Origin of the sequence: Nonomuraea sp. NPDC049400 (assembly GCF_044466425.1) — a bacterium.
Taxonomy (GTDB): domain Bacteria; phylum Actinomycetota; class Actinomycetes; order Streptosporangiales; family Streptosporangiaceae; genus Nonomuraea.
The window spans coordinates 199,158-215,785 of sequence record NZ_JBITMP010000002.1; the positions used below are offsets into that span (position 1 = coordinate 199,158).

The 16,628-nt window shown below is 73.4% G+C and carries 9 protein-coding genes; 4 read left to right on the forward strand and 5 right to left on the reverse strand.

What is annotated here, in order from left to right:
• The first annotated feature begins 15 nt into the window (after window positions 1-15).
• Window positions 16-1,701, forward strand: a complete 1,686-nt coding sequence (locus ACIBVN_RS02925; RefSeq protein WP_397131994.1) for an acyltransferase — start codon at window positions 16-18, stop codon at window positions 1,699-1,701.
• An 89-nt stretch (window positions 1,702-1,790) separates the two neighbouring features.
• On the opposite strand, the gene ACIBVN_RS02930 is transcribed toward ACIBVN_RS02925, so the two are convergent.
• From ACIBVN_RS02930 to ACIBVN_RS02940, 3 genes are read right to left on the reverse strand one after another with little or no spacing between them, the layout of a single operon-like run.
• Window positions 1,791-3,122 carry a GDSL-type esterase/lipase family protein gene (locus ACIBVN_RS02930; protein ID WP_397131996.1) on the reverse strand — a complete coding sequence of 444 codons (1,332 nt, stop codon included), beginning with the start codon at window positions 3,120-3,122 and terminating at the stop codon, window positions 1,791-1,793.
• A gap of 17 nt (window positions 3,123-3,139) precedes the next feature.
• Window positions 3,140-6,085, reverse strand: coding sequence for a family 78 glycoside hydrolase catalytic domain (locus ACIBVN_RS02935; RefSeq protein ID WP_397131998.1), 2,946 nt, complete (start codon window positions 6,083-6,085; stop codon window positions 3,140-3,142).
• Window positions 6,082-7,911 carry a hypothetical protein gene (locus ACIBVN_RS02940; RefSeq protein ID WP_397132000.1) on the reverse strand — a complete coding sequence of 610 codons (1,830 nt, stop codon included), beginning with the start codon at window positions 7,909-7,911 and terminating at the stop codon, window positions 6,082-6,084. Before ACIBVN_RS02940 ends, ACIBVN_RS02935 begins: the two co-directional genes overlap by 4 nt.
• 105 nt (window positions 7,912-8,016) lie before the next feature.
• Between ACIBVN_RS02940 and ACIBVN_RS02945 the strand changes: the two genes are divergently transcribed.
• The 3 genes from ACIBVN_RS02945 to ACIBVN_RS02955 all read left to right on the forward strand — a co-directional run bounded on the left by ACIBVN_RS02945 (window position 8,017) and on the right by ACIBVN_RS02955 (window position 13,628).
• Entirely contained in the window at window positions 8,017-9,957 is a 1,941-nt protein-coding gene (locus ACIBVN_RS02945; RefSeq protein WP_397132002.1) for a glycoside hydrolase family 127 protein, read from the forward strand.
• Window positions 9,958-10,044: 87 nt separating this feature from the next.
• Window positions 10,045-11,862 (forward strand): ABC transporter ATP-binding protein, encoded by a 1,818-nt coding sequence (locus ACIBVN_RS02950; RefSeq protein ID WP_397132004.1) that lies wholly within the window; start codon window positions 10,045-10,047, stop codon window positions 11,860-11,862.
• The gene (locus tag ACIBVN_RS02955; protein WP_397132006.1) at window positions 11,859-13,628 is read left to right on the forward strand and encodes an ABC transporter ATP-binding protein; all 1,770 of its coding nucleotides are present in this window, start codon (window positions 11,859-11,861) and stop codon (window positions 13,626-13,628) included. The genes ACIBVN_RS02950 and ACIBVN_RS02955 overlap by 4 nt, the downstream gene beginning before the upstream one ends.
• 2 nt (window positions 13,629-13,630) lie before the next feature.
• On the opposite strand, the gene ACIBVN_RS02960 is transcribed toward ACIBVN_RS02955, so the two are convergent.
• Window positions 13,631-15,001, reverse strand: coding sequence for a DHA2 family efflux MFS transporter permease subunit (locus ACIBVN_RS02960; RefSeq protein WP_397132008.1), 1,371 nt, complete (start codon window positions 14,999-15,001; stop codon window positions 13,631-13,633).
• 1 nt (window position 15,002) lies between these two features.
• Window positions 15,003-16,628, reverse strand: a complete 1,626-nt coding sequence (locus tag ACIBVN_RS02965; RefSeq protein WP_397132010.1) for an AMP-binding protein — start codon at window positions 16,626-16,628, stop codon at window positions 15,003-15,005.

The following is a 16,628-nucleotide window of genomic DNA, read 5'->3' on the forward strand; positions in this document are numbered from 1 at the left end:
GAGGATTTTGATCGCATGACGGAACCGACCAAGTTCGACTTCTGCCCGTGGCTGTTCTGGGACCACGCGACCGAGGAGGACCGCCTCGCCCAGGAGCGCCACCTGGACGCGCTGCGGACGAGCATGGAAATCGACGCGGCAGGCAAGGTGTTCGTCTCGCCGCTGGCGGCCGTGTACGCCGACAGCCTGCGCATGGGCGACTACTGCTACATCGCCGCCCACGCGTACGTCACCCACGACATCGTCATGGGCGACGACTGCACCATCAACCCGTACGCCGTGGTGCGGGGGAACGTCGTGCTGGGGAACGCGGTGCGGGTGGGCGCGCACACGTCCCTGCTCGGCTTCAACCACGGCACGGCGCCGGACCGCCCGGTCTTCCGCCAGGCGACCACGTCGAAGGGCATCCGGATCGGCGACGACGTGTGGATCGGCTCGAACGTGGTCGTGCTCGACGGGGTGACGATCGGCGACCACGCCATCGTCGGCGCGGGCGCGGTCGTCACCAAGGACGTGCCCGCCTGGGCCATGGTCGCGGGCGACCCGGCGCGCCGCATCCGCGACCGCCGCGCCGCGCGCCCCGCTCCGGCCGCCGGGCAGGACCTGGAACGGCTGCTCGCCGACTTCGCCGCACGCGCCAGGGAGCAGGCGGAGGCGGTGCTCGGCCGGTGCTGGACGGGCGAGCGGTACGTGGACCGCCCGGACGCCCCGCCGACCGTCCGCGCCTGGTGCGACGCGGTGGAGATCGCCGACCTGCTGCTGGACGGCCCGCCCCCGACACCCGCGCGGGAGGAGATCGTCGCGTTCCTCCGCGACCGCCAGGACCCGGCCAGCGGCCTGATCCCGGAGATCGGCGCCCCCGGCTCACCGGAGACCGGCGCCCCCGGCTCACCGGAGACCGGTGGTCCCGGCTCGCCGGAGCTGGACGGAGCCACCGCGTATCACGTGCTCTGCGTCGGCTACGCCCTCGACCTGCTCGGCACCCGGTTCCAGCACCCCGTCCACGCCGTCGCGAACCTCGGCTCGCAGGACCTGCTAGCCACGCTCGACTCCCTCGACTGGGCCCGCAACGCCTGGACGGCGGGCTCGTGGGTGGACGCGTTCGGCACGGGCCTTCACCGCAACCTGGCCGATTTCGGCGTGCGCGGCGAGCTCGAGACCCTGTACGGGTGGCTGCTGACCCGCTGCAGCCAGGCCCACGGGATGTGGGGGGAGCCGGATCCCGACGCGGGCTGGCTGCAGGTGGTCAACGGCTTCTACCGGCTGACGCGGGGGACGTTCGCGCAGTTCGGCGTGCCGTTGCCGTACCCCGAGCGGGCCGTCGACACCGTGCTCGCCCAGGCCGCCGACCCCCGTTACTTCGGCCCCGACACCGGCAACGCCTGCAACGTGCTCGACGTCATCCACCCGCTGTGGCTGCTGGGCAGGCAGACCCGGCACCGCCGCGGGGAGGGGGAGGCGTGGGCGCGCGAACACCTCCTCCGGGCGGTGGGCGGCTGGCACGACGGCGCGGGCCTCAGCTTCGCCCTGACCCGGGGGAGCGGCGCGGCCCGCACGCCTGGGCTGCAGGGGACCGAGATGTGGCTGGCCATCATCTGGCTGCTCGCCGACTACCTCGGCGTCTCGGACGCCCTCGGCTACCGCCCGCGGGGCATCCACCGCCCTGAACCGGCGACCCGGCTCCCCGGCCCCGGCCGCTGACCGGTCCGCATCGCTCCCCACCGAACCAGCCCACAATTCGAGAGGACTCTCTTTCGGAGGGGGAGGAGGAAGCGGCGGGCCGAACGGCCTCATGGGACGGGAGAGCGATCGGCGGCCGCAGTCTGATCGGGGCCGATCAGCTGCGCCAGTTCGAGTGCGGCGGCCATCGCCTGGTGGCCCGCCGCACTCGGGTGGAGGTGGTCGCCACTGTCGTACCGGGGCAGCAGGCGGCTCGGGTCCGCGGGGTCGCGGAGCGCCGCGTCGAAATTCGCGAGCCCGTCGAACACGCCGCCGTCCCGCACGAACGCGTTCACCGCCGCCCTCGCCAGTTCCCCCTCGGGCGTGTGGTACTCGGCGCCCGCGAACGGGCCAAGCGTGCCACCGATCACGCGTACCCCGGCGGCGTGCGCCTTGGCGACGATACGGCGGTAGGCGCCGATGAGCGCGTCCGCCCGCGCGCCCGCCCCGAGGTCGTTGACCCCGGCCAGCAGGATCACTGCGCCGATCCCCGGCTTGGTCAGCACCTCGGCGGTCAGCCGCTCCTCGGCGGGGCGCCCGGTCCCGGCGGCCAGCACCCGCCCGCCGGACACGCCCTCGTTGACGACGGCCAGCGGCCACGGCCCCCGCACAGCCCGATCGGCGAGGAGATCCGTCCAGCCGTGGCCGGTCTCGGAGCCCACGCCGGTCGTGATCGAGTCCCCGAGCACCGCCACCGCCACCGCCGGCACCGGGCCGGGCGCGGTGACGATCACGGCGTCCAGCCAGTGCCAGACCGCCACCCGCTCGGTGTACGGGGCGCCGCTCTCGTCGGCGGCGTGGTCACCGGGAAGCGACCGGTAGGCGGGCGAGGCCGCATCCCGCCTGGACGTGGTGCCCGGTCGCGGTGGGTGGGCGGCAGTATCGGGTGCGGCGGTTGGTGGCGGTGGGTGGGCGGCAGTATTGGGTGCGGCGGTTGGTCGCGGTGGGTGGGCGGCGGCATCGGGCGCGATGGTTGGTCGCGGTGGGTGGGAGGTGGTGGCATCGGACCCGGGCGCGGTGTCCGGTGGGTAGGGCGGGGCCGTGGCGCGGTTGCGGCCGGTCAGGGTGCCGCCGTCGCCCTGGAGGTGGAGGCTGACGGCGAGGCGCTGCCGGGGCGCCACGTGGCCGGGCAGCGGGTCGCTGAGCGCCGTCGTGCCCGGCGCCAGCGTCACCTCAGGGATCCCACCGAACGTGAGCATCCGGTTCGACCCCGGCACCAGCGCCGCCCCTGAGGCCGGAACGCCCACGTAGACGTGCCCGAACGTCACCGGCCGGTCCCCGAAGGCGTTGGTGAGCCGCACCCGCAAGCCGGTCCCGCCCGCGCTGGTCCGCACGATGTTGCGCACGGTGAGGTCCCGCAGCCCGCCCCCGGCCCGCTCGGCGGCGGCCGCCCAGGTGGTCACCGGACGGCCGCCTCCCGTCATCGCTCCCACGCCGCGGTGAACTCGTACCGGCCGGACGCCACCCGGCACACCAGCGCCGCCTCGCTCACGCCCACCACCTGCACGGGCGGCGAGTCGGTGGCGCTCACCGCCTGCACGGGCGGCGAGTCAGCGGTGCCCACCGCCTGCACACGCGGCGAGCCGGCGACGCCCGTCACCTGCACGGGCGGCGAGTCGGAGGTGTCCGGCGGCGGCTCGCTCGCAGGTCGGGTGGGCTCGTGTGCGGACGACGTCGTCCCGGGGAGCGACGTGCCGGACTCCCGCACCGAGGACGGGTCGGTCGTCGGCACATGCACGGTGGCCACCGCGCCCGGCGGGATGTGGACGTCCAGCCGCAGCGTGCCGCCGTCCGCCTCCCACCGGCTGCTCAACCGGCCCAGCGGCGTGTCGTACGAGGCCGAGGCCCACTTCAGCCGCCCTCCGGGCAACGGCCGGATGAGCGGTCGCCGGTACCCGACCGACCCCTCCTCCTGCCCGATCCCCGCGACCCCGCCGTACAGCCAGGCCCCGACCGACCCGAGCGCGTAGTGGTTGAAGGAGTTCATGGCGACGGGCCCGAACCCGGCCTCCTCCGTCCACCCGTCCCACCGCTCCCAGATCGTGGTGGCGCCCCGCTTGATCGAGTACCCCCACGACGGGTACCGGTCGTCGTGCAGCAGCGAGTAGGCCAGGTCGTGGTGCCCGTACGCGGACAGGACGGGCCCGAGCAGCCCCACGCCGGCGAAGCCGGTGGTCAGGCGGCGCCCCCGCCGTTCCAGGTCGGCCACCAGGTGCGCGACGGCCGCGGGCACCAGGGACGGCGGGATCAGGCCGTGGGCGAGCGCCAGCAGGTAGCCCGTCTGCGTGTCACCCGTGACCCGGCCGTCCGCCGACACGAACGCCCGCACGAAGGCTTCACCGATCCTCGAACGCAACGCGGCGTAATGCGAGGAGGCGGCGACATCGCCCACCACCGCGGCGGCCTTCGAGGTCAGCTCCGCGCTCAGCGCGAAATACGCGGTGGCCATCACCTCGCGCGAGGTCCGCACGCCCGCTTGCAGCCAGTCGCCGTAATGGCTGCCGACCCGGTTGCGCCAGATCAGGTCGGGGTTGTGGCGTTCGACGTGGTCCACCCACCGTCGCATGCTGGGCAGGCTGTCACGCAGCACCCGTTCGTCCCCGTACACCTGGTAGAGGTGCCACGGCACGACGGTGGCGGCGTCGCCCCAGCCCGGCGTGCCGTGCCGCTCGGTCATGACGTGCGGCACGACGTCGGGCACCGCGCCCTCGTCGGTCTGCGCGCACCGCAGGTCGGCCAGCCAGCCCGTGAAGAACGCGGCCACGTCCGCGTTGTAGCAGGCGGTGGGCAGGAACACTTGAGCATCCGCGGTCCAGCCGAGCCGCTCGTCGCGCTGCGGGCAGTCGGTGGGCACGGAGACGAAGTTGTCGCGCTGGCTCCACCGGATGTTGCTCATCAGCTGCCGCACCATGTCGTCCGAGCACGAGAACTCGCCCGCGACCGGCGTGTCGGAGTGCAGCACCCGCCCCACGACGTCGAAGTCGGAGTGCCCGCTGACCTCGACGTAACGGAAGCCGTGCACGGTGAAGCGCGGCTCGAACGTCTCGACCGGCGCCCCGGCGGCCACGTAGTGGTCACTCGCCTCGGCCGAGCGCAGGTTGGCGGTGTAGAGGCCGCCGCCGTCGTCGAGCGTCTCGCCGTGGCGCAGCGTGATCCGGGCGCCGGGCGAGGCTCCCCTGAGCACGAGGCGGACCCGGCCCGCGATGTTCTGTCCCAGGTCGACGATGGTACGGCCGTCGCCCAGCGGCCGGGTGCCGACCGGCACGATGTCCTGGATGACCCGGACGGGCTCGGCGACGGAGGGCACGAGGACCTCGTGGGACGTGTCCACGACGCGGGCGGGGGCCCAGGAGGTGTCGTCGAAGCCGGGCAGGTCCCAGCCGGGCTGTTCGAGCCGCGCGTCGTACAACTCGCCCATGAGCAGGTCGGCGTACCGGATGGGGCCGGTGCTCTCCCGCCACCGCCCGTCGGTGCCGACGACCGTGCGGGAACCGTTCTCGTGCTCGGCCACGATCTGGACCAGCAGTTGCGGGCGCCTGCCGTAGTGCTGCGCCTGCTGCCGCGAGTCCCAGCCGAGACTGCCCGACCACCAGCCGTCCGCGAGGATCGCCCCCACGCAGACGGGCCCGTCCCCGACCAGGTCGGTGACGTCGTACACCTGGTACGTCACCCGCCGCCGGTAGTCGGTCCACCCCGGGGTGAGCTCGCCGTCGCCGACCCGGTTGCCGTTGACGCGCAGCTCGTACAGGCCGCGTGCACTGCATGCAATGCGTACAGCGGTCGCGGGCGGCAGGTCGAGCACGCGCCGGAAGTACCGGGGGGCGGGCAGGTGCGCGGTGCGGGGGCTGCGCGGTTCGCGGTTGTCGGTGGGCGGCTCGAACGGCGGCTCGGTCTCGGGATCGTGGCCGATCCACGCCGCCCGCCACTCGTCCTTATGCATCACCCCGGTGTCGAACCACGACTCGGCCGCCCCACCGCCGGGTGTCCCATCCGCTCCGCCGTCGTGTATGTCGGCTGGCCCGCCGTCGCGCGTCTTGGCTGGCCCGCCGTGGCGTATCTGGGCTGAACCGCCGCCGCGTACCTCCACCCGCCAGGTGTAGCGGGTGAACGACGCCAGCGGGGCGCCCCCGTAGTCGGCGCTGACGTCCTGGCCCTCGACCCAGCCGCTGTCCCAGACGAGGGCGCCGCGCGCGTGGACCCGGATCCGGTACGCGTGCTGCGCGTCGCCGCGCCGGTCCGAGGCCAGCCGCCAGCTCAGCCGGGGCACGGGCGTGCCGATCCCGAGCGGCGTGGCGCGGTGCTCGCAGCGCAGGTCGTACGGCCTCAACGTGCCGCCGTCGGGCACCTCGGGGAGTGACCAGCTCACCAGGTCCACTCCTTCGCCGGCTGGGTGAGGGTGTAGTCGCGCCGGGGCGCGGTCGGATGGACCTTGCGCCCGCTGTACATCGGCCGGGCGGTCCCCTCGGGGCTGATGCCGATCACGTCGTCGCCCCGCCACCGCACGCGGTACTCCCGCCCCGCCGCCACCTCGGTGGAGGTCGTCTCCGGCACGGGGAACGTCACCGTGACCCGCTCGCCCCGCCGTGGCGCGGGGATCGACAGGTAGCCGTCCGGCGCCCACGCCCCGGCTTGCGTCCCGTCGAAGCCGCCCCGCCCGTCGGCCCGTCCACCACCACCGTCGGCTCGTCCGCCACCCCCGCTGGCTCGTCCGCCACCCCCGCCGATCCGTCCGTCACCGTCGGCCCGTCCGCCACTCCCGTAGGCCGGTCCGCCGCCGTCGCGGGTCACGCGGACCTTGGCGTATCCCGCCCAGTCGGGCACGCGCAGCCGCAGCTCCGGCAGGTCCTCGTGGATGTCCAGGTCGACCCGGCCCTCGTGGGGGAGGTGGCTGAGCACGGTGACCTGCCGGGTGGCACGGGTGAGCAGCAGGTTGACCCGGACGGCGCGGGAGTCGGCGGTGACGATGGAGTTCCAGCCCCAGAACAGGCCGCGTACGCCCGAGCCGACGCAGCACGCCTGCACGTCGGCCGTGTGCCCGCGGCCCAGCTCGACGTCGCAGACGAAGTCGTTGGGCGCGCCGTACCCGGCGAACGCGCCGCGGACCCGCTCGCCCACCCGCACGTGCGTCACCCAGCCCGGCTCGTCTCCCGAGGTGTCGGGCGCGGACTCGACCCAGCTCAGGTCGAGCAGCTGCGACTCCACGAGGTGGTTGCGCAGGAACCGCTCCACCACGCCCCAGTACGGGGTGTGCCCGGACTTCGCCAGCGTGGTGCCGGCGCCGATCAGGTCGACCAGGGAGCAGCTCTCGTGCTCGTACCGCTGGTCCGCGAGGTCGCCGGGCGTCCAGCCGAACGCGGTGGCCTGGCCGAGCGCCCAGTCGTAGGCGCGGCGGACGTAGGCGGTGAGCTCGTGGTCGCCGGTGTAGCGGGCGTAGCGGGCGAGCCCTTCCAGTGTGCCGAGGCGGGTGTGGAAGTGGCCGCTGCGGTACGCGCGGGCGGAATTGAAGCTCCCGTCCTCGCCGAACACCCCGCTCTTGTGCACGATCAGCCGCGCGAACCAGCCGCACAGCTCCAGCGCGTCCTCGTTGCCGGTGGCCTGGTGGTACCGCAGCAGCGGCATGATCAGCCGCCCGCTGAACGAGGCCGGGTCGGGGGCGAGGCGGAGCGCGATGGCGTTCGGGGACGGCCAGCCGTCCGGGGTGTACTCGGAGGCGGGGTAGAACCACACGTCCCGCTCCTTGATCGCGATCCGCTTGAGCGCGGCCACGTGCCGGTCGGCCAGCTTCTGCGCTGCGGGGTCGCCGTCGGACACGTACCACGTGGTGAGCGACAGGAGCACGGCGCGCTGGTCGACGAGGTTGGCGTTCGCGGGCCAGCCCACCTCGGGGCGCGCCAGCCGGTAGCTCAGTCCGTCCTCGCCGAAGAAGCCGATCAGCCGCCGCCTGAACCCCTCCTCGACCTCCCGCCACGTGTCCTTGCCCGTCATGTGCCTGGCGATCAGGCAGGCGTCGAGGAGCCGTCCGTGGCTGGAGCCGTAGTCCCAGTCGCCGTGGCGCAGGGCCGCCGGGCGGGCCAGCAGGTCGGCACTGAAGTACGGAATGCCGTCCATGTCCTGGTCGGGCAGTCCGGCCACCGCGTTCATCGCCAGCTCGGCCCGTTCTTCGAGCAACACCGTGTCGGGGATCTCGGGCATGGGGCGTCCCTTCGCCTAAACAACGCGTCAGTGTGTCCCATGCCCCGCCATGGGCATAAATATTCGTATCTTGTTGGATATGTGACGCTGGGGCAGGATGGCGATATGAGTGATGATCGGATGTCTTCGGTCGTACGGCCCCGGCCCGACGCCGCGGTGGCCCTCCGGCCCGTGGCGGGCGGGCGGATCCAAGGAGGGTTCTGGGGCGCGCGGCAACGCGTGAACCGCGAGGTGACGATCCCGCTGGGCGGCGAGCGGGTACGCGAGTCCGGCGCGTTCGACAACCTCAGGCTGGCGGGTGAGCATCGCGGCAAGGTGTTCGCGGACTCCGATGTCTACAAGTGGCTGGAGGCGCTCGCCTGGGAACGCGGCAGGGCCGAGGACGACGACCTGGCGAGGTCGTACAAGGAGGGCGCCGAGCTCGTCGCGGGCGCCCAGTGCGCCGACGGCTACCTGCACACCCACACCCAGCTCACCGGCCGCGAGCGCTACTCCGACCTGGCCTCCAGCCACGAGCTCTACTGTGCGGGCCACCTCATGCAGGCCGCGGTCGCGGGCAGTCGCGCGGTCGGCGACCGCACGCTGCTGCAGGTCGCCACCCGTTTCGCCGACCACCTGGCCGAGACGCTGCCCGACGACGCGCTCGACGGCCACCCCGAGGTCGAGATGGCCCTGGCCGAGCTGCACAGGGAGACCGGCACGCGCTCGTACCTGGACCTCGCCGCCCGGCTCATCGCCACCCGCGGCCACTCCCTCCTCCCGCTCAAGGGTCACCACGGGCCCGGCATCCGCCAGGACCGGGTGCCGGTGCGCGAGGCGACCACCGTCGAGGGACACGCGGTGCGCGCCATGTACCTGGCCGCGGGCGCGGCCGACGTCGCCGTCGAGACCTCCGACCTCGCGCTGCTCGACGCCCTGGAACGGCAGTGGCTGGACATGGTGGCGACCAAGACGTACCTGACGGGGGGACTCGGCTCAGTCTGGTACGGCGAGCAGTTCGGCGGCCCCCACGAGCTGGCCCCCGAAACCGCGTACTGCGAGACCTGCGCGGCCGTCGGCAGCATCCAATGGTCGTGGCGCATGCTGCTGGCCACCGGCAAGGCCGCCTTCGCGGACCTGATCGAGCGCACCCTCTACAACGCCGTCCTGCCTGGCGTCTCCCTCGGCGGCGACCGCTTCTTCTACGTCAACGTGCTGCGCGTGCGCGTGGGCGCGAACCCCGACGACTTCCGCGCGCCCGCCCGCGGCCGCCAGGACTGGTACGGCACCGCCTGCTGCCCGCCCAACGTGATGCGCCTGCTGTCCTCCCTCGACCACTACCTGGCCACCCAGGACGGCGACGGCGTCCAGCTCCACCTGTACGCCCCCGGCACGATCCGGGCCGGCGACGTGCTGCTGGAAGTGGAGACCGACTACCCGTGGAGCGGCCGGGTGGAGATCGTCGTGCGCGAGACCCCTGGCCGGCCGTGGACCTTCTCGGCGCGCATCCCGGCGTGGGCCGACCAGGCGGCAGTGACCATATCCGGCGCATCCGGCGGGACCAGTGCGGACGACCGGCCCAACGACCGGCCCAACGACCGGCCCAACGACCGGCCCGTCGAGCCGGGCTCCTACCACCGCGTCCGGCGCGCCTGGCGGCCGGGCGACCGGATCACCCTGGACCTCGCCATCCGCCCCCGCCTCACCACGGCCGTGCCCCGGCTGGACGTGGCCCGCGGCCAGGTCGCCGTCGAGCGAGGCCCCCTCGTGTACTGCCTGGAGCAGGCCGACCACCCCGGCGTCATCGTGGACGACCTGTGCGTGGCCGGGGCGGACCTGCGCGACGGGACGGCGGTCGCCGGCCTGCCCGCCGACGTGGTGCCGGTCACCGCACGCGGCCGGGCCCACGTGCACCGGGAGGAGGACGGCGGCTTCCCCTACCGCACCGCCGGCGCCCCCCGGGAACCGGAGCACGGGGGCCCGGTCGATCTCACGTTCGTGCCGTACTACGCCTGGGCCAACCGGGGCGCCGGCCCGATGACGGTCTGGGCACTCATGCACCGCTGACGTATGATCTCCGGGCGCGCGCGGCCTGACCGAGGACGTCGTCGTGCGCGCCCGGCCATACCCCCCGTGCATGGAGGCACCCGCCCCGTGAGGACGCTGCTGGTCGAACGAACACGCCTGTTACACCTGTCGCTCCAAGATCGGAAAGCCGCCGCCGGCCTGGTGCCCGTGCACGCCGGAGGGGCGCTGGCCCCCGCCGCCACCGCCCTGTCCACCGGCTGGCTGGTCGCCGCACTCACCGGCTCCGCCGGCGGGCGGGAGCCCGGCACCGCGATCGTGTGGCCGCTGGTCACGATGGCGGCCCTGCTGGCGGTCACCGAGGTGCTCCAGGCGCTCGGCGGCGCGCTGGAGCAGTTCGTGGCCGGCCGCGTCGACGCCCGCGTGATGCGGAAGGTCCGCCGGCTCGCGCTCGCGCCCGCCGACATGGCGCACCTGGAGGATCCGGCGTTCGCCGACGACGCCTCCCGCGCCTCCGATCCGGGCGGCGGCCGGGTCCGCTCCCCGGGCACGGCCGCCGTCGGCCAGCTCCGGCTGGTCTTCAGAATGCTGGCCGCAGCGGGCTCCGCGGCCGTGGTGGCGGTGGAGTTCTCGCCGCTGCTGGCCGTCTTCCTCCTGGCCACGGCCCTGACCCAGCGCGCGCTGCTCCGCCGCTGGTGGGTCGGCCTGGCGACGGCGGCGGACACCCGCGAGGACCTGCGCCGCCGGGGCGAGCACTGGTCGGACGTCGCCTCGACCACTCCGGCCGCGAAGGAGATCCGCCTGTTCGGGCTGCAGGAGTGGGTGGTGCGCCGCCGTAACCGGGAGGTGCTGGCCTGGGCAAGGCCCATCTGGGCGTACCGGCGCGACGTCCTGCGCCAGCAGTGGCTGACGGCCGTGCTGGCGGCGGTGTCGGCCGGGGCCGCCCTGCTGTTCCCCGGCCTCGCCGCCGTGAACGGCACGCTCTCCCCGTCCGACCTGGTGACCGTGCTGGTGTCCGCGTTCGGCCTCTTCACCATCAGCTCCATGGGCTACGAGGCGTTCGACATCGAGTTCGGGCTCGGCGCCGTCCGCGCGCTCGATCGGCTGAGCAGGCAGTACGGGCCGCGTGCCCGGTCCGGGAGCGCGCCGCGCGGAACGTCCGCTCCGGCCGAGATCCGCCTGGAGGACCTGGTCTTCCGCTACCCCGGCACGGACCGCGACGTCGTCGCCGGGGTGAACCTGACCGTCCACCCCGGCGAGGTGCTGGCCCTGGTGGGACAGAACGGCGTCGGCAAGACCACGCTGATCAAACTGCTCGCCGGCCTGTTCCCGCCCACCGCCGGGCGAGTGCTGGTGGACGGCGGACCGCTCGGCCCCGGCGACCTGCCGGAGTGGCGCCGCCGCGTGGCCGTGGTGTTCCAGGACTTCAACCGCTACCCGCTCTCCGCCGCCGACAACATCGCGATGGCCGCGCCGGAACACCGTTCCGACCTCGACGGGATCCGCGCCGCCGCCCGCCGCGCCGGCATCGACGGCGTGATCGAGGCGCTGCCGGGCGGCTACGACACCCCTCTCGCACGCGAGCGCGCCGACGGCACCGACCTTTCCGGCGGGCAGTGGCAGCGCGTCGCCATCGCCAGGGCCATCTTCGCCGTCGAGCACGGCCGTGACGTGCTCATCCTGGACGAGCCGACGGCGCACCTGGACGTCGAGGCCGAGGCGAGCTTCTACCGGCAGGTCGTCGCCGAGGTGCCGGGGACCACGGTGCTGCTGATCTCCCACCGCCTGTCCACTGTGCGCAACGCCGACCGGATCGTGCTGCTGGAGAGCGGCCAGGTGGCCGAGCAGGGAAGCCACGCGAGCCTGCTGGCGGAAGGGGGCGCCTACGCGCGGCTCTTCCGCCTGCAGGCGGCCCGCTTCACCGACACGGGAGCGACGAGCCGATGAGCGAGAAAATCCGACTGGTCCGCCACATGTTCGCCCTCGCCTGGCGCGCCGACCGGGCCGTCTTCGCGATGATCACCTTGTTGTCCGCCGGCCAGGCCGCCGCGACCGCCCTCACCGCCCTCGGCCAGCGCTGGGTCGTGGACGCCGCGGGCCTGCACGCCGCCGGCGCCCTCGTCGTGGCCGTCGTCGTCGGCACCCTGGCCCACACCGTCCTGGCCGCGGGCAACCGCACGCGCTACAACTACCAGGACGACCTGATCAACCGGGTGGACATCGCGGTCAGCGGCGAGATCCTCGACGTCACCGCCGCCATCCCCACCCTCGAGCACCTCGAACGCACGGACTACCTCGACCGGCTGAGCCTGCTGCGCCGCAACACCCGCGCCCTGGCCGGCTCCTGCTGGGCGCTGTCCGACACGGCCATCTCGGTGGTCAGCGTCGGGCTGTCGTTGTGGCTGCTGGCCTCGGTGCACCCGGCGCTGTCCGCGCTGGCCGTGCTCGCCCTTCCGCCGCTGTGGGCGGCCGGGCGCGCCCGCCGGCGGCTGGCCGACGCCCACGTCGCCACCGCCGAGCAGTCCCGCCTGGAGCAGCGCCTGCACCGGATGTGCATCGAGCCGGAGACCGGCAAGGAGATCTACGTCTCAGGCGCCGGCCCCGTCCTGGACACCGCGGCCGACGCCGCCCGCCACTCCGTGATCGACGCCGTCCTGCGGGCCCGCATCGGCGCGATCGGCTGGGAGCTGGCCGGCTGGCTCTGTTACGCCGCCGGGTTCGTCGCCGCGCTGGTGCTGATGACCAGGATGGTCGGCCGCGGCGAGGCCACACTCGGCGACCTGATGCTGGTCATCAGCCTCGGCACCCAGCTCCGCTTCCAGGTGTACGGCACCGTGCAGGGCTTCTCCCAGATCGCCGACGCCGGGCACTCCACCCGCCACTACCTCTGGCTGCTCGACTACGCGCGCCGCCACCGCCCCACCGGCACCCGGCCCGCCCCGGACGTGCTCCGGCACGGCATCGAGCTCCACGGCGTCGGCTTCACCTACCCGGGCTCGGCGGAGCCGGTGCTGTCCGGCGTGGACCTGACACTGCGCGCCGGCTCCACGGTCGCCCTGGTGGGCAGCAACGGCGCCGGGAAGACCACCCTGGTCAAGCTGCTCAGCGGCATGTACGCGCCCACCGAGGGCCACATCACCGCCGACCGCGTACCACTCGCCGAGCTGGACCTGCGGGCCTGGCGGCTGCGGCTGACCGGCGTCTTCCAGGACTTCGTGAAGTTCCAGCTCCCGCTGCGGCAGGCGGTCGGCGCCGGCTGGCTGCCGTCGGCCGACGACCCCGCCGCGGTGACGAAGGCCCTGGACAGGGCCGGTGCCGCGCCGATCGCCGAGCAGCTCCCCGACGGGATGGACACCCAGCTCGGCCGGCTCTACGCGGGCGCCGAGCTGTCGCACGGCCAGTGGCAGCGGCTGGCCCTGGCCCGCTCCCTGATGCGGCCGCACCCGCTGCTGCTGGTGCTGGACGAGCCCACCGCCGCGCTCGACCCGCAGGCCGAGCACGAGCTGTATGAGCACTTCCTGCGCCACGCGGCCACCGGGCGCGGCCGGATCACGCTGCTGGTCTCGCACCGCTTCTCCACCGTCCGCAGCGCCGACCACATCGTCGTGCTGGAGGAGGGCCGGGTCACGGAGCAGGGCTCCCACGAGGAGCTGATGGCGCTGGGCAGCCGGTACGCCACCCTGTACAGCGCGCAGGCCGAGGCCTACTCGTGATGCTACGCAGGCGCCTTCTCCGGGGTGCGCAGGCTCGCGGCGGCGACGGCGACGAGGGCGCAGATTCCCAGCATGGTCACCCAGACCCCCTGGTACGCGCCGATCGAGCCGAGCCGGTCGCCCGACAGGACCAGGACGAGCGCCGAGACGCCGATGACCGCGCCGCAGGCCCGCGTGGTGACCGACAAGGCAGTGCCGGTGGCGAGCCGTGCGGGCGGGATCTCGGCCACTGCCGCGCCGCTCAGTGAGGTGACCAGCATGGCGACGGCGGCCCCGGCCAGGACGACCGCGGGGAGGACCACCGTGAGATACGCCCGGTCGGCGCCCGCCGAGAACGCCAGATACGCCGTGGCGAGGGCCAGCAGCGCGACCCCGCACAGTGCCAGCGCCCGGTGGCCGGTACGCACTGCCAGCCGCCCCGCGAGCGGCGCGGTCAACACCTGGGCGAGCGCTCCGGGGGTGACGGCGAGCCCCGCCGCGGCATCGGAGTATCCCCAGATCCTGGTGAGGAAGAGGATGTTGGCCAGCGGCAGCGCGAACATCACCAGCCCCAGGAGGAACATCGCGATGTTGGCCCGCTGAGTGCCGCGTGCTCGCAGGGCGTTCAGGTCCACGATGGGGGCGGGGTGCGTCCGCGCGCGCCGGACGAACAGGACACCCACGACGACGCCCGCCACGAGCGCGGTGATCGTGCCGGGGCTGCCGGGGCCCCACGCGTCACTCTGCACGATGGCCAGCGAGGGCAGGCCGATGGCCCCCACCAGCAGGAGCAGGCCGGTGACGTCCGGCAACCTGGACGTGGCGGCCTTCGCCACGCCCGGGGTCACGATGCGCCACGCGCCCGCCAGGACGACGAGCCCGACCGGCAGGTGCAGGAAGAACACCGTCCGCCAGTCCCAGACGCCGACGAGCATGCCGCCGAGCGACGGCCCGGACGCCGTCGCCACCGACTGCGCCGCGCTCCACAGGCCGATCGCCGTGCCACGGCGTTCTGGCGGGTAGTACGGCAGGATCAGGGCGAGCGTCAGCGGGGTGATCACCCCGCCGCCGACGCCCTGCACGACCCGGGCGGCGATCAGCGCGCCTGCCGACGGGGCGATGGCGCACAACGCGGAGCCGAGCACGAACACCGCCAGCCCGGTGAGGAAGACCCGGCGGTAGCCGAACCGGTCGGCCAGCCCGCCCGCCGGCAGCAGCGCCGCGGTGAACACGATCGCGTAGCCGTTGAACACCCACGACAGCTCGGGCAGGCTGCTGCCGGGGAAGCTGCGCAGGATGTCGGGGAAGGCGATGTTCGCCAGTTGCACGTCGATCGCGCCGAGGAAGGCGCTCCCGCACAGGACGGCCAGCGGGAGCGCCCGTGATCCGGCCACCTCAGTCCGACGCCGCGCCGAACCGCTCCCGCAGCTCGACCTTGCGGATCTTGCCGGTGACGGTCCGCGGCATCGCGTCGACCAGTTCGAGCCGTTCGGGCCAGAACCACTCGTTCACCCCGGCGTCCTTCATGTAGGTCCGCAGGTCCTCGAGCGTGGGCGGTTCGCCCGTCGGCGCCACCACGGCGCATACCAGCTCGACCAGCGACGGGTCCGGAATGCCGATGAGCGCGATGTCGCGGATGGCGGGATGCCTGCCGAGCAGTGCCTCGAGGTCGCTCACCGGCAGCTTGAAGCACATCTTCGCGACGATGACGTCCTTGGTCCTGCCGGAGATGCGTATGCCGCCGTACCCGTCGTCGCGGGCCAGGTCCCCGGTGTCGAACCAGCCGTCCGGCGTGATCGACTTGGCGTAGATCTCGTCGCGCAGGTAGTAGCCGAGGCACTGCGCCGCGCCGCGTACCTGCAGAGCGCCGATCTCGCCCGCCGGGACAGGCTGGTTCTCCTCGTCGACGATGCGGATCTCCATGCCGGACACGACGGTGCCGTCGCTCTCTCCGGCCCGCTCCGGCGGGTCCTCGGGCCGCGTCATGGTGACGCCGCCGTTCTCGGTCATGCCCCACAGCGCGTACACCCGTACGCCGAGCGTCTCGCTCACCTGCTCCACGAGGTGCGGCGGGACGGGCGCCGAGCCCGACACGAAGATGCGCAGGCTGGACAGGTCGCGCGGGCTGACCGCCTGCGTCTCGCTGATCTCCCTGGCGAACGGGGGCGTGGCGTAGTACATCGTGACGTCGTGCTCGGCCGCGAGGTCGAGGTAGAGGCCGGGGTCCCAGACGTCGGCGGTGACCGCGGTGCCGCCCAGCGTCAGCGCCGTCAGGTACGTCATCACCATGCCCACGTAGTGCATGGAAGTCTGGGAGGTCATGATGACCAGATGGTCGTCCAGGTCGTAGGCCTCCTGGTAGCCGTTGATGGCGGCATAGAGGGTGTTCTGGCTGTGCAGCGCGCCCTTGGGCTCTCCCGTCGTGCCCGAGGTGAACAGGATGAGGAAGGGATCGTCGGGGCCCAGCGCCCGCCCGGCGAGCTCCTCGGGATCGCCGGGCTCCGGGTCGAGCAGGTGCTCGTCGAAGTCGAGCGCCCCGGGCGGTCCGTCGCCGCCGACGATGACCACGTGCTCCAGGGTCGGGATCTCCTCCGCGAGCGTCATGGCCGTCTCCGCCGTCGGCAGGTCGCCGATCCGGTTCACGGTGATGAACACGCGCGCTTCGGTCAGCCGGATCATGAAGTCCAGCTCGCGGTGCCGGTAGAGCGGCATCTGCGGCGCGATGCGCGCACCGATCTTGATGCAGGCCAGGGTCAGGGGGAGCGTTTCCCTGCGGTTGGGCAATTGGACCGCGACGAAGTCACCCGGCCGCACGCCCAGCCGGATCAGGCCGTGGGCGATCCGGTCGGTCAGCCGGTCGAGCTCCGCGTACGTGATGACATCGGTAAGACCGTCGGCGACTCGTCGACTGATAAGTACGGATTTATCAGGAAATGTCGCCACGTGACGTCGAAGGTCGTCCAGGAAGGTCGCGCTTCGCCACCAACCGTTGCGCCGATATTCCTCGTGTGCGTCTGACAC